Annotated in this window: 26 protein-coding genes; 1 reads left to right on the top strand and 25 read right to left on the bottom strand. The window is 44.3% G+C overall.

The window, feature by feature from the left end:
* Positions 1-33: 33 nt before the first annotated feature.
* From dinG to ATG71_RS13550, 11 genes are all read right to left on the bottom strand, one after another.
* Positions 34-2,823 (bottom strand): ATP-dependent DNA helicase DinG, encoded by a 2,790-nt coding sequence (gene dinG, locus ATG71_RS13600; RefSeq protein ID WP_098440042.1) that lies wholly within the window; start codon positions 2,821-2,823, stop codon positions 34-36.
* A 108-nt stretch (positions 2,824-2,931) separates the two neighbouring features.
* Entirely contained in the window at positions 2,932-3,315 is a 384-nt protein-coding gene (panD, locus tag ATG71_RS13595) for an aspartate 1-decarboxylase (RefSeq protein ID WP_098440041.1), read from the bottom strand.
* Positions 3,308-4,177 carry a pantoate--beta-alanine ligase gene (gene panC / locus ATG71_RS13590; protein ID WP_098440040.1) on the bottom strand — a complete coding sequence of 290 codons (870 nt, stop codon included), beginning with the start codon at positions 4,175-4,177 and terminating at the stop codon, positions 3,308-3,310. Before panC ends, panD begins: the two co-directional genes overlap by 8 nt.
* Positions 4,174-5,013: a 3-methyl-2-oxobutanoate hydroxymethyltransferase gene (gene panB, locus ATG71_RS13585; protein WP_098440039.1), complete on the bottom strand. Its 840-nt coding sequence runs from the start codon at positions 5,011-5,013 to the stop codon at positions 4,174-4,176. Before panB ends, panC begins: the two co-directional genes overlap by 4 nt.
* Before the next feature lie 275 nt (positions 5,014-5,288).
* The gene (locus ATG71_RS13580) at positions 5,289-6,272 is read right to left on the bottom strand and encodes a biotin--[acetyl-CoA-carboxylase] ligase (RefSeq protein ID WP_098440038.1); all 984 of its coding nucleotides are present in this window, start codon (positions 6,270-6,272) and stop codon (positions 5,289-5,291) included.
* Positions 6,257-7,450: a CCA tRNA nucleotidyltransferase gene (locus ATG71_RS13575; RefSeq protein WP_098440037.1), complete on the bottom strand. Its 1,194-nt coding sequence runs from the start codon at positions 7,448-7,450 to the stop codon at positions 6,257-6,259. The genes ATG71_RS13580 and ATG71_RS13575 overlap by 16 nt, the downstream gene beginning before the upstream one ends.
* A 47-nt stretch (positions 7,451-7,497) precedes the next feature.
* Positions 7,498-8,622 (bottom strand): N-acetyl-alpha-D-glucosaminyl L-malate synthase BshA, encoded by a 1,125-nt coding sequence (gene bshA, locus ATG71_RS13570; RefSeq protein ID WP_098440036.1) that lies wholly within the window; start codon positions 8,620-8,622, stop codon positions 7,498-7,500.
* Between the two features lie 4 nt (positions 8,623-8,626).
* The gene (bshB1, locus tag ATG71_RS13565) at positions 8,627-9,328 is read right to left on the bottom strand and encodes a bacillithiol biosynthesis deacetylase BshB1 (RefSeq protein WP_098440035.1); all 702 of its coding nucleotides are present in this window, start codon (positions 9,326-9,328) and stop codon (positions 8,627-8,629) included.
* A gap of 1 nt (position 9,329) precedes the next feature.
* The gene (gene mgsA, locus ATG71_RS13560) at positions 9,330-9,737 is read right to left on the bottom strand and encodes a methylglyoxal synthase (protein ID WP_098440034.1); all 408 of its coding nucleotides are present in this window, start codon (positions 9,735-9,737) and stop codon (positions 9,330-9,332) included.
* Between the two features lie 12 nt (positions 9,738-9,749).
* Positions 9,750-10,520, bottom strand: coding sequence for a 4-hydroxy-tetrahydrodipicolinate reductase (gene dapB, locus ATG71_RS13555; protein ID WP_098440033.1), 771 nt, complete (start codon positions 10,518-10,520; stop codon positions 9,750-9,752).
* Positions 10,507-10,860, bottom strand: coding sequence for a nucleotide pyrophosphohydrolase (locus ATG71_RS13550; RefSeq protein ID WP_098441825.1), 354 nt, complete (start codon positions 10,858-10,860; stop codon positions 10,507-10,509). The genes dapB and ATG71_RS13550 overlap by 14 nt, the downstream gene beginning before the upstream one ends.
* 160 nt (positions 10,861-11,020) lie before the next feature.
* On the opposite strand from ATG71_RS13550, the gene ATG71_RS13545 reads away from it, so the two are divergent.
* Entirely contained in the window at positions 11,021-11,890 is an 870-nt protein-coding gene (locus tag ATG71_RS13545) for a YitT family protein (protein WP_098440032.1), read from the top strand.
* Between the two features lie 58 nt (positions 11,891-11,948).
* Here ATG71_RS13545 and ATG71_RS13540 read toward each other — a convergent pair whose 3' ends face one another.
* The 14 genes from ATG71_RS13540 to aroH all read right to left on the bottom strand — a co-directional run bounded on the left by ATG71_RS13540 (position 11,949) and on the right by aroH (position 24,062).
* Positions 11,949-12,629 carry a zinc metallopeptidase gene (locus ATG71_RS13540; RefSeq protein WP_098440031.1) on the bottom strand — a complete coding sequence of 227 codons (681 nt, stop codon included), beginning with the start codon at positions 12,627-12,629 and terminating at the stop codon, positions 11,949-11,951.
* A gap of 60 nt (positions 12,630-12,689) precedes the next feature.
* Entirely contained in the window at positions 12,690-13,481 is a 792-nt protein-coding gene (ypjB, locus tag ATG71_RS13535) for a sporulation protein YpjB (RefSeq protein ID WP_098440030.1), read from the bottom strand.
* Between the two features lie 62 nt (positions 13,482-13,543).
* Positions 13,544-14,143, bottom strand: a complete 600-nt coding sequence (lhaT, locus tag ATG71_RS13530) for a lipoprotein heptaprenylglyceryl N-acetyltransferase LhaT (protein WP_098440029.1) — start codon at positions 14,141-14,143, stop codon at positions 13,544-13,546.
* Between the two features lie 60 nt (positions 14,144-14,203).
* Positions 14,204-14,974, bottom strand: coding sequence for a menaquinol-cytochrome c reductase cytochrome b/c subunit (locus ATG71_RS13525; protein WP_098440028.1), 771 nt, complete (start codon positions 14,972-14,974; stop codon positions 14,204-14,206).
* 44 nt (positions 14,975-15,018) lie between these two features.
* Positions 15,019-15,693 carry a menaquinol-cytochrome c reductase cytochrome b subunit gene (gene qcrB, locus ATG71_RS13520; protein ID WP_032087896.1) on the bottom strand — a complete coding sequence of 225 codons (675 nt, stop codon included), beginning with the start codon at positions 15,691-15,693 and terminating at the stop codon, positions 15,019-15,021.
* A gap of 13 nt (positions 15,694-15,706) precedes the next feature.
* The gene (locus ATG71_RS13515; protein ID WP_098440027.1) at positions 15,707-16,216 is read right to left on the bottom strand and encodes a QcrA and Rieske domain-containing protein; all 510 of its coding nucleotides are present in this window, start codon (positions 16,214-16,216) and stop codon (positions 15,707-15,709) included.
* 140 nt (positions 16,217-16,356) lie between these two features.
* Positions 16,357-16,821 (bottom strand): YpiF family protein, encoded by a 465-nt coding sequence (locus tag ATG71_RS13510; RefSeq protein ID WP_098440026.1) that lies wholly within the window; start codon positions 16,819-16,821, stop codon positions 16,357-16,359.
* Between the two features lie 275 nt (positions 16,822-17,096).
* On the bottom strand, positions 17,097-17,636 hold the full coding sequence (locus ATG71_RS13505) for a ReoY family proteolytic degradation factor (protein WP_098440025.1): 540 nt from the start codon (positions 17,634-17,636) through the stop codon (positions 17,097-17,099).
* A 132-nt stretch (positions 17,637-17,768) separates the two neighbouring features.
* A complete protein-coding gene (locus ATG71_RS13500; RefSeq protein ID WP_098440024.1) occupies positions 17,769-19,028 on the bottom strand; it encodes a tetratricopeptide repeat protein in 1,260 nt (419 codons plus the stop codon).
* Positions 19,029-19,063: 35 nt separating this feature from the next.
* The gene (locus tag ATG71_RS23140) at positions 19,064-19,522 is read right to left on the bottom strand and encodes a hypothetical protein (RefSeq protein WP_142953483.1); all 459 of its coding nucleotides are present in this window, start codon (positions 19,520-19,522) and stop codon (positions 19,064-19,066) included.
* A 565-nt stretch (positions 19,523-20,087) separates the two neighbouring features.
* Positions 20,088-21,380 carry a 3-phosphoshikimate 1-carboxyvinyltransferase gene (gene aroA / locus ATG71_RS13490; protein ID WP_098440022.1) on the bottom strand — a complete coding sequence of 431 codons (1,293 nt, stop codon included), beginning with the start codon at positions 21,378-21,380 and terminating at the stop codon, positions 20,088-20,090.
* A 12-nt stretch (positions 21,381-21,392) separates the two neighbouring features.
* The gene (locus tag ATG71_RS13485) at positions 21,393-22,496 is read right to left on the bottom strand and encodes a prephenate dehydrogenase (protein ID WP_098440021.1); all 1,104 of its coding nucleotides are present in this window, start codon (positions 22,494-22,496) and stop codon (positions 21,393-21,395) included.
* A gap of 64 nt (positions 22,497-22,560) precedes the next feature.
* Positions 22,561-23,661 (bottom strand): histidinol-phosphate transaminase, encoded by a 1,101-nt coding sequence (gene hisC / locus ATG71_RS13480; RefSeq protein WP_098440020.1) that lies wholly within the window; start codon positions 23,659-23,661, stop codon positions 22,561-22,563.
* 23 nt (positions 23,662-23,684) lie between these two features.
* The gene (aroH, locus tag ATG71_RS13475) at positions 23,685-24,062 is read right to left on the bottom strand and encodes a chorismate mutase (RefSeq protein WP_098440019.1); all 378 of its coding nucleotides are present in this window, start codon (positions 24,060-24,062) and stop codon (positions 23,685-23,687) included.
* Between the last annotated feature and the right edge of the window lie 39 nt (positions 24,063-24,101).

Genomic DNA, 24,101 nt, shown 5'->3' with positions numbered 1-24,101 from the left:
GGAGAGATTTTATCACTGAAGTTCAAACGGATTTCAGAGCCAATCTTCGATCCAGGAAACAAGATCAAATAGATCGCCCTCTTTGACTTCCATTGAAGGGATCGACTGCAGGAACGCTTTACCGTACCTTGTTGTCTTGATTCTCCGGTCATACACAATCACGATCCCCCGATCACTGCTCCTTCTGATCAGCCTTCCTACCCCTTGCTTGAAGCGGATGATGGCTTCAGGTAAAGAGTGGGAAGAAAACGGGTTCTTCCCCTGGGCTTTCAGGATATCCGATTTGGCCTGATTGACCGGCTCATCCGGCGGTGAAAACGGCAGCCTCACCATAGCAAGGCAGGACAGATCCTCTCCCGGAATGTCCACGCCTTCCCAGAAACTGCTCGTCCCAAATAATATCGCCTTGTCGAACCGTTGGAAGTTCTTGGTCAACCGGGTACGGCTGCCTGATGTGATCCCCTGTGCCATCAACACATATTCTTCCAATAAGCCGCTTTCTTTCATGAGCTCGTATGTTTTCCTCAGCATATCGTAGGACGTGAATAATATGAGCATCCGCCCTTTTGTCGCCTGGGCGACACCTATTAAATGGGAACTGATGGCCTCAATATATTCCTCGCTTTGAACCTGTTGAATTTCAGGTACATCCGTCGGAACAAAAAGCCTTGAGACCTCATGATAGTCGAAGGGGGAAGTCAGCTGCACCTTTTTCACATTGTCTGCAAGTCCGATTTCATTCAGGAAGTATTGGAATGATCCGCTGACGGTCAACGTGGCAGATGTCAATACTACGCTTTTCTTCTTGGCGAAAATCTCGCTCTGGAGATTTCCGTCGACGGTGATCGGCTGAGCCTGGATGGTCAGGCTGTTCGGCAGCGACCTTGTATCCCCATCTAGCCAGAGAACATGATTATTCATATCTTTTAGAAACACGGTTTGAAAGTTCGTTCTCAATTCCGTCAAATCCACCAAAAAACTATAGAATTCTTCAATTAGTGCCTTTTCTTTATCAAGGAGCTTGATTTTTTTCTCCTTGATGGTATCCAGCACCTGCTGAAACTCCCTTTCAATATGCTTCATCCCTGAAATCACACGTTCCATCGACATGATGACAGGTTGCCAATAGCGGCTGTTTTTCATTTCATCCGTAATGCGCAGCTGGATCTTCTGTATACCGGTTCTCTTATTAGCCTTTTTATAGAATACACTTGTCAAGACGGAAAACGCTTCTTCCAGGTCGAGATAGAACTGTCCGATGATTTTATCCAGAACAAAGGAATGGGTCTTCAAATCGATAAAGTGACTGGAAAGAAGCTGATCCAACCGGTAGAACAGTTGTTTATGATCCAGCATCCCCAGCTGTGAAGTGCTGAACTTAATGGAGAGATAATCCATGATTACCCCCAGATGCTGCCGTGCTGATTTTTCCAAATGATGGGCCTCATCGATCACTAAATAATCATAGGGAGGAAGCATGCTGCTCTCCCTCACCATATCGGTTAAAAGCATCGAATGGTTGGTGATGATGATATCAGCTTCCTGGGCATTCTTTCTTGCAGCAAGATAGAAATCCTTCCCGATCCAGGGATCTTTAGTATGAGTGAGGTGCCAGCCGTCGTGTTTTAATCGATTCCAAAACAACTGCCCCCCGGAAGTGAGGTTCAATTCATCCATATCCCCGGTCCCGGTCCGTGTCAGCCATACTAGAATCTGCATCTTTGTCAGGACCACATCGTACTGGGACTCATCTTCCCTTAGGGACTGCTCGAATTTAAACAGATTTATGTAATGGTTCTTCCCCTTCAAAAGAACGGTCTTGAAAGGGGTGGGACTGATTTTCTCCAGTAATTTAATTTCTTTATGAAGCAGTTGCTCTTGCAGTTGAATGGTATATGTACTGATGACCACTTTTTCGTGAGTGCGCTTGGCAAACAGAACGGCTGGCCATAAGTAACCCAGCGACTTTCCAACACCGGTACCCGCTTCGATGACCACATGCTGTGATTCATCAAAGGCATGTCCGATTTCGTTCATCATGACCATTTGCTGCTCTCTTTTTTCATAGAAAGGAATATGTTGCGCCAGGTGTCCTTCTATATCGGATAGATCAAAATCGATCTCTTCATCTGTTGTCACCGGGTGATTCTGCTTACGAAGGGCAAGTCCCCGGTATACCTCCAGTTCTTCTGAGAGATCCTCCACATGTTTTTGTTTATTTGTCACGATGCTGTCAAACAACAAGTCAAGATCACTCTTTAAGTGATTCGAGAGTTTATGAAGTTTTTCAAGGGTGACCAGGGGAAGCTTTGAAAGTTCTTCGATAAAATAAAGAAGGATTTCAGCTGTTACATAAGCATCGCTGTCCGCCTGATGCGGCCTGACATGGCTCAAATTCAATGAATTGGACAGCTCCGTCAGTTTAAAGCTGTCCGCCGATGGCAAAGCCACCTTAGCGAGCTCCACTGTATCAAAGGCAGGTCCCTTAAATGGGGTATACCCTGCTTCTTCCAGTTCTGCCTGAAGGAATGAAAGGTCAAATTGGACGTTGTGGGCGACAAAGATACCATGATCCAATAATTCCAGGATTTTCGGTGCAATTTCATGAAAGGACGGCGCGTCCTTCACCATGTCATCATTGATCCCGGTTAACTCCTCTATGAATGCAGGAATGGGTTTTCCCGGAGATACGAAGGATGTAAATTGATCGATGATTTTCCCGCCTTCTATTATAACCGCCGATAGTTGAATGATTTTTTCTCCCTTTTTAGGGGAATTTCCTGTTGTTTCCAAGTCGATGACAACCAGTTTAAATGGGTACATGTTATTCACTGCCTTTATATAGATCCTACTCTTATGATTTTCTAAATAAGTGTACCATAAACAAAAAAGCAAGTCTTCTATTCCCACATTAGAAGACTTGCCCATCTTTTATAGTATTGTCGCTTCCGGTTCTGTTCCGATCATATCGATTACCCGGTTATTTTCTCCCATGATCGCCACTTTCGGGATATAGTCATGAACCATTTCCTCAGCAACCAGTTTATACGATATGATGATGACGATGTCCCCTTTTTGCACAAGCCTTGCAGCCGCACCGTTCAGACAGATGACGCCGCTTCCTCTTTCCCCCGGTATGATATAGGTTTCCAGGCGGGCACCGTTATTGTTGTTGACGATCTGAACCTTTTCATTTGCCATCATTCCGACTGCATCGAGAATATCCTGATCGATGGTTATGCTCCCGACGTACTCAAGGTTTGCTTCGGTTACAGTCGCTCTATGAATTTTCCCACTCATCATTGTTCTAAACATGGTAATCCTCCTCCGGTTGTACATTGATGATTATATTATCTATTAATCTGGCCTGTTGAAATTGAACGGCAACAGCTATGATGATGTCACCTTTCAGCCGCTTCAGTTCCTGGAGCTCCGGGTATGAATACACTTCAACATAATCAACGGTACCAGAAGTGTTTTCTTGAATAATTTTAGAAATCCCCCCCGTAATCACAGACGGAGTCCTCTCTCCGTCTTCAATACATTTAGCCGCTTCTTTCATACTTCTATATAGGAAAGGGGCAGCTTGTCTTTCCTCTTGTGACAGATAGACATTCCTTGAACTCTTGGCCAGTCCATCCTCTTCCCTGACAGTAGGGACCCGGATGATTTCAACCGGAAAGAAATAATCGCTCACCAAGCCTTCTACCACAGCGACTTGTTGCGCATCCTTCTGTCCAAAGTAGGTCCTGCTAGGCTGCACAAGATGAAACAATTTCGTCAGGACCGTCACAACCCCGTCAAAATGACCTTCCCGCTTGCGTCCGCACAGTACATCCACACGCTCCGTCACGGTCATAGTGATTGACTGCTTCCCCGGATACATGTCAGCCACTTCAGGGATGAAAAGGATATCGACCCCTGACATCCTTGCTAACTCCGTATCTCTCTCCACATCACGGGGATAGCGGTCAAAATCTTCATTCGGTCCGAATTGGAGGGGGTTCACAAAAATGCTCATCACAACGACTTGATTGTTGGTCCTTGCTTCCTTCGCCAAGGTCAGATGCCCCTCATGTAGAAATCCCATTGTAGGGACAAACCCTATCGTTTTCCCCGTATTTTTCAAATGATCTATTGTTAATCTCAAATCGCTTATTTTGGTTATGACATTCATTTTTTCAACCCGCCATAGAGAGAATGAAGTTCTTCATCCCGCATGGTGAAAGAATGTTCATCTGTCGGAAAGCTACTGCCCTTTACTTCATCAATATAGCTCTCAAGGCTGTCATGCATGACGTCGGATGCATTCCCAAATTGTTTGACAAACTTAGGCACCCGGTTCACACCATACGTCACAAGGTCATGGAATACCAATACCTGACCGTCGGTATCAACTCCGGCACCGATGCCGATCGTCGGAATCGTCAAGGCTTCTGATATCTCCTTGGCGATTTGCTTCGGTACACATTCCAGGACCATGGCGAAGGCACCGGCTTCTTCGCATTTAATGCTATCTTCGATCAACTTCTTCGCCGTGTCTGCCGTCTTCCCCTGAACTTTATATCCTCCAAGTATCCCAACAGATTGAGGAGTCAATCCTAAATGGGCCACCACGGGAATTCCCGCACTTGTAAGGTCCCTTATTCGATCGATGACGTGGGCGCCACCCTCGACCTTTACGGCATGGGCTCCTCCCTGTTGAAGGATGTCCGCAGCTGTTTTAAGGGTTTCTTCCCTCGATAAGTGGTACGACATAAACGGCATATCCGTCACGATAAATGTATTCGGTGCCCCTCTTTTTACGGCTTTCGTATGATGAATCATATCGAATACCGTCACAGGTACCGTTGAGTCATATCCCAAAACAACCATGCCCAGGCTGTCTCCCACCAGAATGACATCGATTCCCGCTTCCTCGGCTACTTTCGCACTTGGAAAATCATACGCTGTAACCATGGCGATCTTTTCTTTTTCATTCTTCATCTTTAGAAAATCTGTTGTTTGTTTCATGTTATCCTCCTTCTTTTCAGTCAGAGGTGACGAAACGAAATGAAAGCACTTTCATGATGGATATAAAAAAACCTCCTGTAAAAAATGACAGAAGGATCATAAGTGTTTGATATCATTGTTTCGACCCTCTGTCCCAGTCCACAATGGATCAAGGCAGAAATAGTATTGAATAGTAAATGTACGTTCTTTAAAGGTGCAGTTCCAAGGATACTGCCCAATAGGATTATACCATAAAAGAACGGGATGGCTATACCGATTTCCATCCCGCTGCAAGTTCAAATATTCACTTCAATATCGGCGGAGTAGATTTGATGAATCGTCCCACCTGGGTCCTCGATCTTCAGTACACCCTCATCCGTGATCCCGAGTGCCCTGCCTTCAATGGTTCCATTGATGGTTCTTGCCCGGATCTTCTTCCCGATACTGATGGCATAGCTTTCCCATAAAAGCTTGATCGGTGTGAATCCTTCTTTCATGTAGAGTGAATACAGCGCCTCTATCCGTTCCAGTAACCTCTGTACAATGACAGATCTTGATAATGTACGTCCTTCCTCGATGGACAGCGAGGTTGCAATCTTTTGAATCTCATCGGGGAAATGGTCTTTCGTCTGGTTGACATTCATCCCGATCCCGATAATGATGGAATTGATTTTATCCGATTCAGCCTGTAATTCCGTCAGTATACCCGTCACCTTTTTTCCATCGATGAGTATATCGTTTGGCCATTTGATCTGGGGATGGAGACCGGTAACCTCCTCGATTGCCTGGACCACGGCCACGGCTGCAATGAGTGTGAATTGGGGAGCCTTTTGAGGCGGGAGGTGCGGCTTTAAGATTAAGCTCATCCAAATGCCAGTACCCTTCGAGGAGTGCCACTCCCTCATCAATCTGCCCCGTCCGGCCGTCTGTTCGTCTGCGATGACCAATGTACCTTCTTCCGCTCCATCACTTGCAAGGGTATGAGCGATCCGCTGAGTGCTTGGAACAGACTCTTCATAATGGATCGCGGTCCCTAACGTATGGGATTGAAGGCCTAAACGTATTTTACTTTCCGTTACACTATCAGGTGTTTCGATGATCCGGTATCCTTTTTTCCTTACCGCTTCCAATACAAACCCTTCTTTACGAAGCTCTTCGATATGCTTCCAGATCGCAGTACGCGAACAACCCGCAATATCAGCCAGGGCTTGTCCCGATAAAAATTCCTGATCCGATTCGAATAACGCCTGAAGGACCTTTTTTCTTATAGTCGATTGCATGATTCCAGCCACCTCCTTATCTCTTCTTTGTCATTGTGTATCGTCTCATTGATGATAGCTGATTCTATTTCCAACAATCGTTCTTTCACCCATGGACCACCCGTTTGATCGGCCCAAGCCATTAAGTCCGTACCAGTAACATTGAGTTCTTGCCTGGACGAGATTGCGAGATTGTGATATTGCTCGATCACTCTTTCCACCGAGTAATCTGATGACGGTTCCAAGCAACCGTATACCTTCTCAACATTGATTGCTGCCTCGAGCCCGGCACGATATAATAATGTCTTTGTCCATCCGGATTGACGTGCCTTTAAAATATCAAGCTCCTTGGAACGGAGCCTGATCATTTTGACAGGAAGTCTCCACCCTCTCAGAAAGGCCTGCACATCTTCCTCCCCTATATAAGTCAATAAGACCAGCCATGCTTGATCTTTATTTAATGAATCCAAACCGGGGAGGTCTGCGAACGCTTTGAGCTGTGTGACATATCCACTTAGAAAGGGAAGCTCCTTATACAAATCGGTATCAACAAGGAGCTTCAGCCCTTCTTGCTTCCAGCGGCCAGAAAGAATTTTCTCGAATTCAATCGTTTTTCGCTCAACTGCTATATGCTCGAGGAGTTTCGAATAATCCTTTAAGCTGGTTAAAGTGGATGATTCGAGGCTGAATCCCAGCTGACTGACAAACCGGACTGCCCTCATCATTCGCAAGGCATCCTCGGTAAACCTCATCTCCGGTGATCCCACGGTCCGTATCAACCGATTCTGTATATCTTCTTTACCATGATAAGGATCAATGATCGTGCCGTCCCCGTCCATGGCCATGCTGTTCATGGTGAAATCCCGGCGTTTCAAGTCCCCGCCGAGTGAACGGATAAATTCCACCTTATCGGGCCTTCTATAATCCGTGTAGGAAGACTCGGTCCTGAACGTGGTGATTTCATATTCCCTGCCCTCTTCCAATACGAGGACCGTTCCATGCTCGATACCGATATCAATCGTTTTACAGAAAACCGATTTAACCTCTTCCGGATAGGCAGAAGTGGCGATGTCTACGTCATTGATCGTTCTGCCTAGTAGGTAATCCCGGACAGAGCCTCCCACGAAATAGGCTTCGAACCCTGCCTTTTCAAGCTTTTTCAACACGGGAACAGCCTGCTGGAATATGGTTGGTAACATTCTTAACACCTGCTTTACTTGAATCGTCTTCTCGGATCCCTGACTGTTCACAAAAGATTCTTATAGATTTGTTCATACTGTTCGACTATTTTGCTCGAGTGAAATGTCGAGCGTGCCGTATGAAGGGCATTCTTCGATAATTCATTGTGGAGCTCATCGTCCTTCAGCAATTGCAGCGCCCTGCCGGCTATTTGGTTGACGTTTCCGATTTCACAAATAAAGCCGTTATATCCGTCCTCGATCACTTCAGGGATACCGCCTACATTCGTACCGATGCTCGGAACGCCACAAGCCATCGCCTCGAGTGCAACTAAGCCGAAGCTCTCTTTTTCTGAAAGTAATAGTTTGATATCACTGATCGAATAAAGTTCTTCCAGATTATCCTGCTTTCCAAGGAATAAGACCCGATCTTCTATTCCAAGCTCCGTTACCTGCTTGCATATGAGTGTCATTTCAGGTCCGTCCCCTACAAGGAGAAGCTTGGAAGGGATCTCCTTCTGGATGAGGTTGAAGGAAGCGACTACATCGGGCACCCTTTTCACACCACGGAAGTTTGATACGTGGATGATGACTTTTTCATGATCCTTGATTCCATATTCGCTTCTGAGATGACGGGAATCCACTTTCCTGTATACCCTCCCATCAATAAAATTATAAACGGTTTGAATCTCTTTATCAGGCTGGATCAAATCATGGGTCTGTTTTACTAAAGCGGTAGACACCGCGGTCACGACATCCGACTTTTCAATACCGAAGCGAATGGCCCCTGTCAGGGATGGATCGTACCCAAGAACCGTAATATCCGTTCCATGTAATGTGGTCACGATCTTCACGTCTTTCCCTGACATTTGTTTCCCCAATATGGCACAGACAGCATGGGGGATCGCATAATGCACATGCAGGATATCCAGGTTTTCCCGTTCCGTGATTTCCGCCATCTTATTTGCCAGCGCAAGATCATAAGGTGGATATTGAAACACTGAATATTGACTCACTTCCACTTGATGAAAATAAATATTGTGATACATCTTGTTCAATCTGAACGGGATGCTCGAGGTAATAAAATGTATTTCATGGCCTTTTTCAGCCAGTAATTTTCCGAGCTCCGTTGCCACTACCCCTGATCCTCCGACCGTCGGATAGCAGGTGATTCCTATCTTCAACTTCTTCATACAATTAATCTCCTAACAAATCATGATGCAAGATAAGGGTATTATAGGAAAAGAATCCTTCTGCATAGCGGAGTCCGGCATCTTTCCCCATCATTCTCTCCCTTGCTTCGACTGCTTCAATGTAACCGTCTGTCAAAGGAGTCGACACCCCGTCGGATCCTTCTGAGAATTGGCTCCCATATGCTTGAAGGCTCGCTATCTTCGCTTGCATATACGGCTCGATATCCACAACAAATTGAGGTTTATGAAACCCATTGATCATATAGAAATAGAGATGAGCCGTTTTATGTACCGGGGTTTCGGATTGATACTTCCGGATTCCCGCAGAGAAGAACGCCTCTTTCACCAGGCGGGAAGCATTTCCATGATCAGGATGGCGATCTTGGTCAAAGGGAGCAAATATCGCTTTCGGTTTATACGTTCTGATCAAGTTGACGACTTTCCCGATGTTTTCGTCCGTTATGTATATTCCCCGATCGGGTATATCAAGGGTCACTCTCTTATATGCACCTAATAGGTCTGCTGCCCGCAGCGCTTCCTCTTTTCGCAAAGAAACCGTCCCATTCGAGGACAGCTCTGCCTCTGTTATATCGCAGATGACAATATTCTTTCCCTCAGCTGCATATTTTGCCAGTGTCCCCCCCATACCGATCTCCACATCGTCGGCATGTGCCCCGAACGCAAGGATGTCTATTTGTCGGTCCACATTACTCCTCCTTTTCCTTCACTACACTTCGCCACGCAATATCCCCTCTGTCAAGGCCTCTTACAAGCACTTCAGCGGTCCCCATATTGGTCGCGAGGGGAACTGAGTACACATCACAGAGCCTGATCAGAGCCGATACGTCAGGCTCATGGGGCTGTGCCGTCAGGGGATCCCGGAAAAAGAGGATAAGATCCATTTTATCATTGGCAATGTATGATCCTATTTCCTGGTCTCCTCCCAATGGGCCAGAACGGAACCGATGGACGGATAAACCCGTTTCTTCCCCGATTCTTTTTCCCGTTGTCCCAGTGGCAAAGAGAGTGTGTTTCTCTATGATTGACTTGTATGCGAGTACAAAACGAATAAGATCGTCTTTTTTCTTATCATGAGCTATCAGCGCAATATTCATAACACTCACCCTTTAGTCTAAAATATTTTCAAGTCCGTACACTAATGTGTCCAGTTTCATGACCGTGTCCACAGAAACCTTCACACCAGACATGAAACTTCCTCTGTTGAAAGAATCATGGCGTATCGTCAATGTTTGTCCCTCTGCTCCCAACATCACCTGCTGATGTGCGATGAGACCCGGAAGGCGGACACTGTGAATATGCATCCCATCCACATTCGCTCCCCTGGCACCGCTATGCGTTTCCTTTTCATCAGGGTGCCCCTGCTCTTTCGATTGCCTTACTTCCCTTATCATTTCGGCTGTTTTCACGGCCGTACCCGATGGGGCATCCAATTTTCGATCATGATGCAATTCAATGATTTCCACATCATCGAAATATTTTGCCGCCATTTGAGAGAATTTCATCATAAGCACGGCTCCAATCGCGAAATTTGGAGCAATGATGCATCCAAGTGACTTGGATTCCGCCAGTCCCCTCAATACTTCAAGTTCATCAGAAGAAAAACCCGTTGTCCCGACAACCGGTCTGACCCCATATTCCAGGGCCGTTTTCGTATGATGATACCCGACTTCAGGCGTCGTCAAGTCAATCAACACATGTGGTGCTTCATCTTGAAAGCATGCCTCAATATCTGTATATACCGGTACATCCAGATCAGCTTCCTTTTTATGATCGATTACGCTAATAAGAGTAAAATGCTCGGTGTCCTTCACCAATTGAACAGCTTCCTTCCCCATTCTTCCTCTTGGTCCTGCAATCGTGATGTTAATTTGCTCCATCTTCATCCCCACTTTCTATTCTGGTCCAACGATCTTTATCTCTTGTATTAAACTTATGCATCACCGTATTATGGGCTTCTTCTAAGCTAATATCCAGGGAGTTGGCCAAACAGATGACCACAAACAACAGATCCCCCAGCTCTTCTTCGATCGTGTTTTCTTTTTCTGTATGTTTCTTTGGTTTTTCGCCATGGTAATGATTCACTTCTCTCGCTAATTCACCAAGCTCCTCGGTAAGACGTGCCACCATCGCCAATGGACTGAAATAACCCTCTTTGAATTGACTTATGTATTGGTCCACTTCTTTTTGTAATTGATTCATCGTTTTATTCTTATCCATAAGAAGCCTCACTCCTTCATTATCTCCTATCATGTTAGCTAAATCCTTCCCGTTTGACAAATATTACGTTTGATTTCGCAAGTCTTCGTTGCCAGTTTGTTTTTCTTCTTATATAATGTCTCTGTCAACGGGATAATACTATAAAAGGAGGGAAACACAGATGTCCGGATTACGCATTAAAAATATTTTATTTATCTTATTAGGTTCGGCTATATTTGCATTTGGACTTGTACATTTTAATATCCAAAATAAACTGGCTGAAGGTGGATTCACGGGAATAACGCTCATCCTTTATTTCTTATTCGATATTGATCCGTCGTACTCCAACCTAGCCTTAAATATACCCCTATTCTTTCTGGGATGGAAGCTCCTCGGGAAGAAAGCTTTCTATTATACTGTGATAGGGACTGTCGCTCTATCCGTATTTCTATGGATTTTCCAACGGTATCAAATGACCATCAACCTGGAAGGGGATCTTTTTCTCGCGGCCTTATTTGCAGGTGTTTTCATTGGAATTGGACTGGGGATCATTTTCAGATACGGAGGTACGACAGGCGGGGTGGATATCATCGCCAGGCTAGCCCATAAGTACATAGGCTGGAGCATGGGAAAGACGATGTTCATGTTTGATGCCGTTGTCATCGGCATCTCTCTCATTACGTATTTGGAATACCGGGAAGCGATGTATACGCTGGTCGCTGTATTCGTTGCTGCAAGGGTCATCGATTTCATGCAGGAAGGGGCTTATTCTGCCAGGGGCGCCATGATCATTTCAGAAAGCCATGAAGAAATCGCCAATGTCATCAATGAGAAAATGGACCGGGGAGTAACCGTATTACGCGGCCACGGCTCATTTACGAAACAAGAACGGGAAGTTCTTTACTGCGTAGTCGGGAAAAATGAAATCGTGAGACTGAAAAACATCATCACAAGCGTTGATCCTCACGCCTTTGTATCCGTCACTGTTGTCCATGACGTTCTCGGCGAAGGATTCACACTTGATGCAGATAAAAACCCTATACTGGATTAGAGGAAAACAAAAAGCAGCCGGACTCAAGATCATGAGTCCGGCTGCTTTTATCATATTCTTAATCGTCACCATTCATCCCGGTGAAAATAAGGACCAGTCTTAACAGTTCAATGATTGCAACTGCTGCTCCGGCTACATACGTCATGGCTGCTGCGTTCAGTACTTTTCTGGCATGACGCTCTTCTTCATTGCGGATCAGTCCAAGGGAAACGATTTGATTCATGGCCCTTGAGGAAGCATTGAACTCAACAGGAAGCGTGATCAATTGGAACACTACCCCTGCCGCCATTAAAATGATCCCGAGCAGGAACATACCGGATAATTGAGTAAAAATACCGATCATCAAGAAAATCCAGGACATATTGGAACCAATATTCGCGACCGGTACCAGAGCATGGCGGAAACGGAGAAACGCATAGCTTTCAGCGTCCTGTATCGCGTGGCCTACTTCATGGGCAGCCACTGCCGCCCCGGCTACGGAATGCCCGTGGTAATTATCAGGTGATAATGCGACCGTTTTGGTCATAGGGTTGTAGTGATCACTCAGAAACCCCCTGCCTTCCACTACCTTCACGTTGTGCAAACCGTTTTCATCCAGAATCCTTCTTGCCATTTCCCTTCCGGTCATACCCGAAGTCGTGGCCACTCTTGAATATTTCTTAAACGTACTCTTTACACGCATCTGTGCCCCTATCGGAATAAGAGCAATCAGTAAAAAGTAAATCAAAAATCCTGCCATTTTCGCAAAAACCTCCAGATGTATAGATTACCTAAATTTTATAGCGCCATCATCGCACTGTCAATTTTTTTGACGTTCGGACTTTTTCATTTCACCCTGTCCCTTATATTTTCTCCAACCTACATAAGATAATGTAGAGACAATGATACTGCCCGTCGATATGATGACCCACCAAAGAGAAGGATCTGCTTCATCCTCTGTCATGTTCTCGAATAGCTTTTGGAGATCCGTTTCCAAAGCGGTAAGCTCGCTCATCGTTTGCTGCCCTTCCAGCACATCCTGTCGATAATGATCCAGGTAGGTGATCCTCGCATCCAGGGATTGAGCCCGCTCAACCGGTATATCCAATTTAATACTAGGCTGAATGATATTATATTTTGATAAAAATACATTCAAGGTCGTTTGGTATTCATCAACGTTTCCATTTTCCGCCGCAACCTTGACACCATTAAAAGCATCCATGATCGGGTCCTCCATTTCAACCCATAAAGGCTGATGCTGACTGTTTAATGCATCCATCACCAGGCGGAACTTCGTAACGGCATTCACCTTTTGCTCAAGGTCAAGGGAGGATTGGTTGATACTTTCCAATGCAAGATTATGTGAGATGGTAAGGATTCTAAGCTCATCCATCGAGAAGGACTGCTGGGCACTCAAAGAGGCAAATTCTTCGGAGAAATATACTAATAGATGCTTGGCTTCTTCATATCGGCCGGCCTTTGTCATCTGTAAAGCCTGATCCGATAGATCATCAAGCTCGTTGATTGGAGACGGAGATTCTACAGCGATTAATGGATGAGGTACTAAAATGAGAAATAAGAAAAGCGTGATAAAAAATTGGATTAATTTCATACTTGTCCCCCCTAAAACTACTAATAAAGTGTATGAAGGGGTGGACAAGAGTAGACCATAAATCAGTCAAACTTATAGTCTAGGGAGAGGCGATTTGTTTTCTGCGTGAAATAATACGCAATGGCGATGGAGGTGATGCTGAGCCAGAAAGTGAAATATCCGATATCCTGAATATACATATAGAGTCTTGAATATACAGGAAACTGCATATAAACATAATCAATGATATCATTATGGACGGTCCAGACGGCCCCTGCGACAATATGCCATAATTTCACCCTGTAAAACGATGAATATAGGATACCCTGCACGGCCATTGCACCATGTGAAGCCATCAGCATATATCCTTGCCAAGGCAAATCACCGGATACCATGAGGGTCAACAGATTCATGATCACTGCCCACACACCGTATTTAAACAGGGTGATGATGGCAAGCGCTTCGAAAATCGGCCAATTCCGATTCAGTATAAATGCGATCAATACGAAACAAAAAAACAGACTGGCTGTCGGACTATCCGGGACAAACAGTAAAAACTGGGGAGGAGTATCACGAAGCTGTGGCATATACCAAATGTATCCATAGATGGTACCGAAAACATTTACTATAAGCAGCAACCATAAAAAGGTTTTATTTCTTAAGATCGTCATGATCCAGAGCATGTTTGCACCTCTCTTTCAAGTAGAAAAAAAGGGCCAACAGATGCCGGCCCTTTTTCAACATTATTCTTCTAAACCAGAGATGAATTCAGAGAGTTTCTTCAACTCTTCATCTGTCCCTTTAAATAAACCAGCAGGCATGCCCGGCGGTTTACCATTTTTAGCAATTTTCGCAATTTCTTCAGGTGCAAGACCCGTTCCGATTAAGGAAGGACCAGCCCCACCTTGCAAATTCTCACCATGACAGTTGATACAACCATTCTTCTGATCAGAAAAAATCTTATATCCTTCAGATTCTTTATCGATATCTACTTCAGCACGAATTTTCCCTTGTTCCTTAGCCGCTTCCCAGTCATGAGTCGCAACGGATTCCCAAGTCAAAAAGTACGTAGCTGCAAGCGCCAATAACATGAACCCTACTGCAAAAGGACGTTTTGTCGGACGGCGTTCAGGTCCTTTATCAATGAATGGTGCAAGTAAAAGTGCCCCAAACGCGATTCCAGGAATAACGAACGCACCGATAACATTATAAGGTCCGGATGCATATGTGTACTTAAGTAATTGGTATAAGAATAAGAAATACCAGTCAGGTAATGGAATATATCCAGTATCTGTCGGATCGGCTATACGTTCTAACGGTGATGGATGAGCAACCGTTAGACAAAGATAACCGATAAGGAAAACAGCTCCTACCAGCCACTCCTTCAATAAGAAGTTCGGCCAGAAAGCTTCTGTTTTACCAGGGAACTCCGAATAGTCTTTCGGTATATTCGGCTTTCTGTCTGCAGGAACCCGGGAGTCCCCTACAAACTTCATCCCTTTTCCTCGATGCATAGTGTCCCCCTCCTTTTATTAGGTTAATCATTTACAATTGTTTCTTATAGTGGTCCGGAAATACCTTGCTTACGGATCATCAGGAAGTGAGCTCCCATCAATCCAAGTAGAGCAGCAGGCAGGAAGAATACGTGAATAGCGAAGAATCGAGTCAGAGTCTGCGCCCCGACGATGTGAGCATCTCCCGCTAATAACATTTTCACCTGGTCTCCGATAAATGGAGTGGCCCCTGCGATTTCAAGACCTACTTTCGTCGCGAATAGCGCTTTCATATCCCACGGCAGTAAATATCCGGTGAAACCAAGCCCTAACATAACGAAGAAAATAAGAACCCCAACAACCCAGTTCAATTCACGAGGTTTTTTGTATGCACCTTGGAAGAAGACGCGTAGTGTATGTAAGAACATCATTACGATAACCAAACTGGCTCCCCAGTGATGCATTCCGCGGACAATTTGTCCAAATGCAACTTCATTTTGAAGATAATACACAGATTCCCAAGCGTTTTTAATATCTGGAACATAGTACATCGTTAAGAACATTCCGGATAAAATCTGGATGACGGTTACGAAGAATGTCAATCCTCCGAAGCAGTAAACAAACGCAGAAAAGTGATGCGCCGGGTTTACATGTTCAGGAACTTCGTGATCCGCGATATCGCGCCACAAAGGCGTAATGTCTAAACGCTCGTCAACCCAATCATAGATCTTGTTCAGCACAGATTACGCCCCCTTACTTAACAAATTTATTTGGTTCTGGTTTTCCAAGATAAAGAATTCCATCTTTTACTTTTGTCGGATATGAATCCAACGGTGCTGTCGGTGGTGTACCTGGTACATTCTCACCGTTCTTGTGATACATTCCACCATGACATGGGCAATAGAACATTTCTTTATGATCCGGATTCCCATTCCAGTTAACTGTACAACCGAGGTGCTTACAAACCGGTGAAAGAGCAATAATTTTGTCTTCTTTGTTCTTATATACCCAAGCGGTTTGTGTAACTTCTGATGTGTACCACGCATCTTTTTGCTCATATGAGAAATCGACACGTACTGGTTCATTCGATAATTCTGAAACCTTTTGCTTAGTCGCTCTAAAATCTCCCGCAGCTTCCGTTTTCAACACTGGATCCACTGCAAAGCGAACCATCGGCATTAACATTCCCGCCGCCATGAAACCGCCTACACCCGTAAGTGTATAGTTAAGGAATTGACGTCTAGATACACGATGTTTGCTCATCCTTTTCCCCCCTCTATCGTAAGGTAAGTCCGTCGGACATATTTCGCACAAATATAAAACTAGGACATAACTATGATATATTAAACTCTATACAAGGTCAATAACTCTCGTATCTAAAAGATGGAAACAATGTGAAGTTTTTATGAATTTTTTTGCCATTTTTGTACAATCACATTTAACAGCTGCTTGACCTGATCTTCCATGATCGAATGTTTATATTGGTCGTCCAGGTTTTCAAGCGGGATGGACGGAACCCAGATCAAGCCTTCACCGACTTTATCCTCGACTTTCTTCCACCGGCTGTCTGAAGTCAGGAAGAAGACGTGCTTCACACCACTTTCGATTAATTCCCCTGCCCATTGGGATAATTCAGATACCTCGCACTCCTCAGATGATGACATTCTATACGTGAATGAAGGGGTCATCATCATTCTTCCTTTGAACTGCCTTTCCAGGTGCAGAGCGAGTAGATTGATAAACTCTGATTGTGCTGCCGAGACTCTTATATCCTTCCCGAAATCAACAGGGACAACGGGAATGACCGCCGTATCTACATATGCTTTTTCGGCTTCGAACACTTCAATATCTTTTACGTTCCAATTCATGTATAACCCTCACTTTTTTCTTTCATTTTCCACTTCCCATCTTATCACTTTATATCATCTCATATAAAGCGATTTCACTTTTTTTATACAAGTGCTTTCCATACTAAACGTGCTTCCCGGTGAAATACTCCCCTCGATAGGCATACTCCTCAGGGATAGTCCTCACAGGGGACGTAAAGAGCCTCGTTCATAGTATGTACCATTCTTAATCTTACTATCTAAAAAGACAATAAAAAAATCGAATGAAGAGATGGTGTGTCTCTTCATCCGACTTATCAGGTCAGGCTATTCAATTCTCTGGTCAATTTACTGAAAGCCTTTTTGTCACCGGTATCCAATGCTTGATCGATCGCCTTTAACAAGCGGTCCTTCCTGAAGGTCTGCAGGCTGTCCTCCAGAAACTGTTCAGCTACCATTCTGTCTTTTTCATTAATGAGTAAGTATTTCGGCATAAACGGGTTTTCTTCCAGTACGGCTGCAAATTGATAACTGGAATTTGCCTTACTGAAGTTCAGTTGGATGTAAATGTCTTCATCTTTGTTCAATCGGATATCATGAAATGACTTTTCTGCGTCCGTTGTCATGATATTCTCTTTGTAGAACCGGAATGGAACATCTTCGACACAATGAGTGGACATCACCAAGCCTCTTGGACAGTACTGGGATTCTTCGACAAAGTGAACCTTTTTCATTAATTGGTCATGACTCATCAGATAATTTAAAATCCACACACATTCTCTTCGTTTTAATTGGTATCGGTTCAAAAACCAGCGGATAAATTCTTTCTTCTCGTTGACAGAAACAGGGGTGGTCATGGTTTTCCCTCCTCTGCAGAATCCTTTTTAAAAGGTCCGTTTTTCTTTCATCATAAAGTTCAAGTCACATTCATAAGCTCTTAGCCATATTCATTTCTTAACGTCCAAGTCCCTTAGAACCACCGTCACTGATCAGTCTTGTAATCTTTCAAGCAGGTCCTGCCATTCGTCATTTGAAGGATCCATTTCAATCAGGTGTTTATATACTTCTACTGCTTCACCCCTGAGTCCTTCTTCTACTAGAAATTGTCCGAACTCTAGTAAAAACTCTTGATGATTCTTAAAGTAAGTATATGCAATACGGTATTGTTTTAATGCATGATTATATTGTTCAAGCCCTTCATAAGCCTTCGCCAGATCCCAATTGATCTGAGGCTCTTCTTCTCCTTCAACCGTCAGCATCTGGGCGATTTCAAGAACATCTTCATACCGTTCCTGTGTAAAGAACAATTTATTGATGATAAGGGCAGCTTCCACATATCCGGGATCAAGCGCCAGGGCTTCCCGAAGAAACGCTTCTGCTTCTTCTTCAAGTCCCATCTTCAATGAAATTTTGCCACCGAATACATTCAGTTCTTTATTGTATTCATCCTGCTTAACCCCCGCCTGAACAGCTTCCAGGCTCTCTTGAAGCTTTTCTTCACGCTCATACGACTTCGCCAGCAGTAAATAGACTGAATGATATTCAGGATCCAGTTCCTTGACGGAAACGAATTTTTCAATCGCCTTTTCGTAATAGCCAGCCTGATAGGCAGTAAAGGCATACCCGAACAATGTATTGATTTCCAGATGTTCTTGGAGGGCTTTTTCATAATGGGTCAAAGCTTCTTCGAATGCTCCTCCTACACTATAGGCCTCTGCCAATCTCTGGTGGACATTGGTTCCCCCAAGCTCGGTCGTCCCCTTTTCTATGAGGATCTGATAATGCCTGATCGCTTCCAGGAATCTGCCGGTTTCAGAATACAATTCCCCAAGTCCGAAATCGATGACCGGTTCATCGGGTAATAACCTCTTAGCCTGAAGAAGTTTTTGTTCGCTTACTTCAAACAAGCCCTGCATTTGATAAAGATCCGCCAAAAGAAGAAGTGATCTTGGATAGGTGGGGTCTTTCTCATCCAATTCTGCAAGTGTTTCGATGGCTTCTTCTTCTTTATCCATCTCCACCAGCACTTCCGCCAGTTCAATGAGAAGCTCACCCTCACCCGGATAATATTGAAGGAGATTCCCGTAAAGCTCTTTCGCTTCCTCCAAAAACCCCAAATGATGTAATTCTTCGGCAAGACTGAATTTTTCTTCATGACTCCCAAATTTCAGCACTTGATTATACTGTTTCTTTGCTTCTTCTAAATTCCCTTCTTCCAAGGAAGATAACATTTCTTCTTTGTATGACATGGTCAATCCCTTTCTATATAAAAGCTTGTATTCAATTAAGTAAAATATCCCGGGGTTTGTATGATCAGTTCTTCACCAGCTCCAGGATAAAAATGACCTCTATTATTCACATAATGATATTTCCCTTTGTTCATAGTACATTTTAGCACATGATGATCATATTGAAATGATAATGGCTCAGTACCCGACACACCTTCAGGCTTCATATAGAGGTTATAACATATTTCTCCACCCACCAAAAAATTTCCTCTAAGGGGATATATTCCAATTTTCTTCAATATGCTTAAGTTCAGTGGCTCTTTTTCGGGGATTTCAACGGGAATATGGGGAATACCCTCGTTTTTCATCGAATTCTGCCATATTTTAAGATGCTTCATTTTGGTTTTATTGTCTATGTTTGTCGTAAAAAAAGGGACAAAAGTAATAGGGTAGTCATACAATAATCCTTTGATCCATCCCCACGGAATGTCTCTGAATCCACTTGCCTCATCCATCTCGATCCATATAACGGGCACCCTATGCCGCTTACATGCCCGTATGATGTTCTGGGTAATCAGATTCGCAGATGTTATCAACCCTATCGTATAATCAAGGGGACTGTTGAGCAAGGAAGTTTTCCGTTCGTTCAATTGTGTAAGGAATTCATACTCATACTGTATTGAAAAAGCCGTTAGAATTGTGGTACACCCTTTTTTTATGAATTCATCAAGGTAATAATTCTTTGTGGAGATGAAGTCGCTCCCCTGGGGTACCATTAAGTCACACATGACATGTCCGGGCGTCATCAAAAAATGTGACACATCCATTTTCATGTACTTGTAGTACTGAAAGCTGTTCCTGATGGCTGAAATCCTTCCGTCTTTCACCAATAGTGAAGTGTGAGTTAGCTTGGTTTCCTTTACCCAATTGGCATTTTCAATAATATAGGTACTCACCCCATCATCACCTTCCTTTATAGACAAGCTATGAAGGTAAGGATGAATTCATGCCACCCACTCATTAAAAAGAGAGGCGGATTCAGCCCAAAGACCAACCACCTCTCACATCATACATTCAGTTTTATTTCATCACAAGTTGGTTAATATGTTCAAAGAAAGTCGGATACGAGATCTTCACGGCCTCTGCATCTTCTAAATATACATCAGAGTCAGTCAACAGGGAAGCGACAGCCAGTGTCATGCCGATCCGGTGATCGCCCCAGGAATGGACTTCTCCACCGTGTAAAGGGGTTTTCCCCTGGATGATCATCCCGTCATGCGTACCCTCTATGTTTGCACCAAGCTTTCCAAGCTCCTTCACAACGGCATCGATCCGATTGGTTTCCTTCACTTTCAATTCCTCGGCATCCTTGATGACGGTCTTCCCTTCAGCCTGTGAAGCTAAAAGTGCGATGATGGGAATTTCGTCGATCAAAGAAGGAATCAGGTCCCCTCCGATTTCAATTCCTGTAAGTTTGGACGTTTCTACGAGAATATCACCGACGGGTTCACCTTCGTTTGATTGCTCCATGACCTCAATGGACGCACCCATTTTCTTCATCACTTCCACAATGCCCGTTCGTGTTTCATTTAGCCCGACATTCTTCAACAGTACTCTACTTTCTGGAACGATGGCTGCTGCCACCATGAAAAAGGCTGCTGAGGAAATATCTCCAGGTACATAGATTTCCGTTCCTTTCAATACCTGTCCTCCCATTACTTTAACGGTATCTCCGCGCTTTTCGATCGTTCCCCCAAACTCGATGATCATCTTTTCTGTATGGTTCCTCGTTTGCTCTTTTTCGACTATTTCAGTCATCCCTTCAGCCTGAAGCCCGGCCAGTATGAGGGCGGATTTCACCTGTGCACTCGCCACAGGTAAAGAATAATGGATCCCTTTCAGGTTTCCACCCCTGATGGAAAGTGGCGTGAAGTCACCTCCTGAACGTCCATCTATCACTGTACCGAATTGCTTTAAGGGCTCTGTCACCCTCTTCATGGGCCTTTTGGCAATCGAGGAATCACCTATCAGGACCGAATGAAATGGTCTTCCTGCCAGAATCCCCATAATGAGACGGGTCGTTGTCCCTGAATTTCCTACATCAAGGATGTCAGCGGGTTCTTTCAAGTGGTCCCACCCTTTACCGTATACAATCACTGCGTCTTCAGTGACCTCGATCTCAACCCCTAATTTACGGAAGCAGGAAATCGTGCTTAAACAATCCTCCCCCATAAGAAAATTATGTATAACCGTTTTCCCTTCAGCAACCGATCCAAACATAATGGAGCGGTGGGAAATCGATTTGTCTCCAGGTACGTGAAGCTCTCCATTCAGACCACTGTTTGGATTTGACAGTCTTTTATTCGCTTCCATCCTTATCACCCTTTATCCTAAGAATAGTTCATAATTTGTTTGTTCTCTTAAGCAGTTCAAAGCTCTTTCCCTATCGTCCAGCGTTTGAAAGCTGATCGCTAATACTCCGTATATATCTTCTCTTGTTTCCATTATTCTGATATTCGTTAAACTGATCTTCTCCTGCGCAAGATACCCTGTCACTTCCGAGATCACACCTGGATAGTCCGGTACGTCTACAAATAAATCATAGAATGAAGGTATCGCCCCTTTTTCCAGGATGGGGAGATCATCCCTGAATACTTTCGCATCGTTGAAATACTCGTATATTTTCTGTGAATCATTCATTTCGATGAGGGATACGACCTCATCCATCTCTACTTTCCACTCCTTTAAGAGGGAAAGCAGGACCCCCCTGTTCTGTATGGTGATGTCTTTCCACATTGTTGGGTTGGATGAGGCTATACGGGTGATATCACGAAAGCCTCCTGCAGCAAGCCTTCTCAAATAAGGGTGTTCAGTCGAAGAGCCCTTCGCCTGATGAACGAGTGACGCCGCAACAATATGGGGAAAGTGGCTGATCATCCCCGTTAACTCATCGTGTTCCCTTGGTTCGACTAGTAAAAATTTCGCGTGGGTTCCCCTCAGCCAGTCTTGTAGCCTTCCGACGCTTTCCTCTGCCACACCGGATCCCGGCGTAAGCATATAAAAGGCATTTTCAAATAGGATTTCTTTCGCAGCTGCTACGCCGCTCTTATGAGACCCCGCCATTGGGTGACCCCCGATAAATTGAATCCCATTTTTGGTCAGCACTTCCGAAGATCTCATAATCTGTTCCTTTGTACTTCCTGTATCGGTGATCAGGACACTTTCTTTCAAGGAGAGGGATTCAAATTGTGCGATGATCTTTTCTGTTTGAAAAACAGGTGTAGAAATAACAATAAGATCCGCTTGTTCGGCGGCTGTCTGTAAAGAAAGGGACATCTCATCGATCACACCGAGTGATTTCGCAAGCCTTAATTCTTTATGATTCACATCATGACCAATGATTCTGGCATGTGGGTGCTCTTTTTTTATGCAGAGGGAAAGTGACCCGCCGATCAGGCCCATCCCAATGATCAACACTGTTCCATTCATCGTTTCCCCTCCATCTTTCTATTTGAAAAAAGCCGGAAAGGACCAACTCCCCTCCGACCGCTCATCATGGTTGTTTCTGAAGTGCCAGAAATTCCGTCATTTTCTCGATGACCTCTTCATTTTGATCATGAGACCCGACTGTTATCCTGACTGAATGAGGGTATCCGAGTGCTTCGCCGGACCGTACGATATAGCCCTTGCTCATCAAGTACTGAAATACCTCGTCTCCACTTACGCCAAAGTCGATCAAGACGAAGTTCGCTTGGGATGGTATATAGGCGAGGCTGTGTTCCTCACAAAAGCGGTAATACTGCGCTAGTCCTTTTCGGTTCTCTCTCCTGCATTCCTCGATGAACGCCTGGTCTTCGATGGCCGCTGAAGCCGCTCCTTGAGCCAGTGTATTATTATTGAAAGGTTCACGGATCGGCTCCAATTTCCCGATAACGTCCTTATTCCCGATTCCGAACCCCACTCTGAACCCTGCAAGGCCATATGCTTTTGAAAAGGTGCGTGTAATCAATAATTGAGGATATGACTTTAACAATTCCAGAGAATCATAATAATCATCCGCCACTACATATTCATAATACGCTTCATCCAAAACGACAAGGACATGGGAAGGGACTGCATCCAAGAAGGAAATGAGTTCCCCGTTCCGAATATATTCCCCTGTTGGGTTATTGGGGGAGCATAACCAGACGACCGAAGTGGTGTCATCTATTTCTCCCAGCATTTTGGCCAGTTGATGCTTTCCTGCAGCATCCAGGGGAACTTCACGGACCTCAGCTCCCTCAACGATGGCATTATGCTTATATTGAGGGAAGGTAGGGGTTGCCATAACCGTGCTTTTACCTCCATCCAGTAAAGCCCTTGAGATGATCTCAATCACTTCATCAGAGCCATTTCCAAACAATAATTGTCCAGGTTCCACAGATAAATGTTCTGCCATCTTAAAACGTAACTCCTTCGCATAACCGTCAGGATAGAGCGCGTGTGAGAGGGCATTGTTTTTTAGATAGGTTTCAACATTACTTGAGCATCCGAAGGGATTTTCATTCGATGCAAGCTTGACTACTTTCTCAAGATTGAATAGCTCTTTTACATCATCCATCGTTTTTCCAGGCTGGTATGCTTTAAGATTTTGAATCTGGGATTTCCACTTCATGTTTAACTTCCTTTCAGTCGTATTCATAATGGCCGCTTATTTTTTTTCAAATCAGGACGAAGGCTGACTGCATTTTTCATATAGATATGTTGGATGTCACTCTGTGGTGTTGAGGTATTATAGTGAATCATCACTCTGATGCAGCGGGATAGTCCATGGGGTACGTCCAATTCCTGCATGCACATAACGGGGACATATTTCCATTCTTCGAATCCCCTTAAAGCTTTGGCTGGAAACACGCTCGTAATGTCATCTGTAGCAGAAATAAAAACGGATGCGACATTTTCTGCCTTAATATCATTATGTAAAATCATTTCCTTAAAGAGACTTTCAGTTGAAAGGAGAATTTCCTTTTCATTATCACGATCTGCTGTAGTGGCACCTCGAATTCCCCTGATCATTCTTCCACTCTCCCTTTTTCTTGATATTGTATACTCTAT

Origin of the sequence: Bacillus sp. es.034 (genome assembly GCF_002563655.1) — a bacterium.
In the GTDB taxonomy this organism is placed as follows: Bacteria; Bacillota; Bacilli; order Bacillales; family Bacillaceae_B; genus Rossellomorea.
This window is presented reverse-complemented; position numbering and strand designations above follow the sequence as displayed.

Coding starts and splice junctions, on each gene's coding strand:
- dinG (WP_098440042.1), bottom strand. CDS start 2,823: ATGTACCCATTTAAACTGGTTGTCATCGACTTGGAAACAACAGGAAAT.
- panD (WP_098440041.1), bottom strand. CDS start 3,315: ATGTTTAGAACAATGATGAGTGGGAAAATTCATAGAGCGACTGTAACC.
- panC (WP_098440040.1), bottom strand. CDS start 4,177: ATGAATGTCATAACCAAAATAAGCGATTTGAGATTAACAATAGATCAT.
- panB (WP_098440039.1), bottom strand. CDS start 5,013: ATGAAACAAACAACAGATTTTCTAAAGATGAAGAATGAAAAAGAAAAG.
- ATG71_RS13580 (WP_098440038.1), bottom strand. CDS start 6,272: ATGCAATCGACTATAAGAAAAAAGGTCCTTCAGGCGTTATTCGAATCG.
- ATG71_RS13575 (WP_098440037.1), bottom strand. CDS start 7,450: ATGTTACCAACCATATTCCAGCAGGCTGTTCCCGTGTTGAAAAAGCTT.
- bshA (WP_098440036.1), bottom strand. CDS start 8,622: ATGAAGAAGTTGAAGATAGGAATCACCTGCTATCCGACGGTCGGAGGA.
- mgsA (WP_098440034.1), bottom strand. CDS start 9,737: ATGAATATTGCGCTGATAGCTCATGATAAGAAAAAAGACGATCTTATT.
- dapB (WP_098440033.1), bottom strand. CDS start 10,520: ATGGAGCAAATTAACATCACGATTGCAGGACCAAGAGGAAGAATGGGG.
- ATG71_RS13550 (WP_098441825.1), bottom strand. CDS start 10,860: ATGGATAAGAATAAAACGATGAATCAATTACAAAAAGAAGTGGACCAA.
- ATG71_RS13545 (WP_098440032.1), top strand. CDS start 11,021: ATGTCCGGATTACGCATTAAAAATATTTTATTTATCTTATTAGGTTCG.
- ATG71_RS13540 (WP_098440031.1), bottom strand. CDS start 12,629: ATGGCAGGATTTTTGATTTACTTTTTACTGATTGCTCTTATTCCGATA.
- ypjB (WP_098440030.1), bottom strand. CDS start 13,481: ATGAAATTAATCCAATTTTTTATCACGCTTTTCTTATTTCTCATTTTA.
- lhaT (WP_098440029.1), bottom strand. CDS start 14,143: ATGCTCTGGATCATGACGATCTTAAGAAATAAAACCTTTTTATGGTTG.
- ATG71_RS13525 (WP_098440028.1), bottom strand. CDS start 14,974: ATGCATCGAGGAAAAGGGATGAAGTTTGTAGGGGACTCCCGGGTTCCT.
- ATG71_RS13515 (WP_098440027.1), bottom strand. CDS start 16,216: ATGAGCAAACATCGTGTATCTAGACGTCAATTCCTTAACTATACACTT.
- ATG71_RS13510 (WP_098440026.1), bottom strand. CDS start 16,821: ATGAATTGGAACGTAAAAGATATTGAAGTGTTCGAAGCCGAAAAAGCA.
- ATG71_RS13505 (WP_098440025.1), bottom strand. CDS start 17,636: ATGACCACCCCTGTTTCTGTCAACGAGAAGAAAGAATTTATCCGCTGG.
- ATG71_RS13500 (WP_098440024.1), bottom strand. CDS start 19,028: ATGTCATACAAAGAAGAAATGTTATCTTCCTTGGAAGAAGGGAATTTA.
- ATG71_RS23140 (WP_142953483.1), bottom strand. CDS start 19,522: ATGGATGAGGCAAGTGGATTCAGAGACATTCCGTGGGGATGGATCAAA.
- aroA (WP_098440022.1), bottom strand. CDS start 21,380: ATGGAAGCGAATAAAAGACTGTCAAATCCAAACAGTGGTCTGAATGGA.
- ATG71_RS13485 (WP_098440021.1), bottom strand. CDS start 22,496: ATGAATGGAACAGTGTTGATCATTGGGATGGGCCTGATCGGCGGGTCA.
- hisC (WP_098440020.1), bottom strand. CDS start 23,661: ATGAAGTGGAAATCCCAGATTCAAAATCTTAAAGCATACCAGCCTGGA.
- aroH (WP_098440019.1), bottom strand. CDS start 24,062: ATGATCAGGGGAATTCGAGGTGCCACTACAGCAGATCGTGATAATGAA.